Source organism: Vibrio sp. 10N.222.52.B7 (genome assembly GCF_041474275.1).
Classification (GTDB): domain Bacteria; phylum Pseudomonadota; class Gammaproteobacteria; order Enterobacterales; family Vibrionaceae; genus Vibrio; species Vibrio crassostreae_C.
Map to the genome: position 1 here is coordinate 1 of NZ_JBFRTU010000349.1, position 454 is coordinate 454.

The following is a 454-nucleotide window of genomic DNA, read 5'->3' on the forward strand; positions in this document are numbered from 1 at the left end:
GCTAAACCTTGCTATTAGCCATGAGAGCGATGAAGGCTACAATGTTAAGCCCGTACCTGGCTTAAATGATGGCGACCGCCATGGCTTTGAAACGTTGAATGGTTTGGTTGGTTATACTCATAAGTTGAATGAACAATTCAGTGTATTTGGTAATGTTCGTGCTTATGAGAATATTTACCAATATGACAATACATATAGTACACGTAGTTATATGGAGTCTGAAAAAGACGATTTATCAGTGTCGATTGGTGGTACTTATCAAGGCAGCCAATTACACTCTGAGATGCAAGCAACAGTACAAAGCCAAGATTCTTGGAACTATCAATTTGGTGAAAGCAAAACCTCTGGAACTCAAGACGAATTAGAACAAAACAATGTTCAGTGGGTCAGTAGCTATAAATTGAACAAGAATGTTGTGTTAGCTGGTGGCGTTGATTGGCGCGATGAATCATAT

At 39.2% G+C, this 454-nt stretch carries 1 pseudogene; it reads left to right on the forward strand.

Annotated elements, in window-relative coordinates:
- A pseudogene (locus tag AB4512_RS23160) lies at positions 1-454 on the forward strand (TonB-dependent vitamin B12 receptor); the annotation flags it as partial.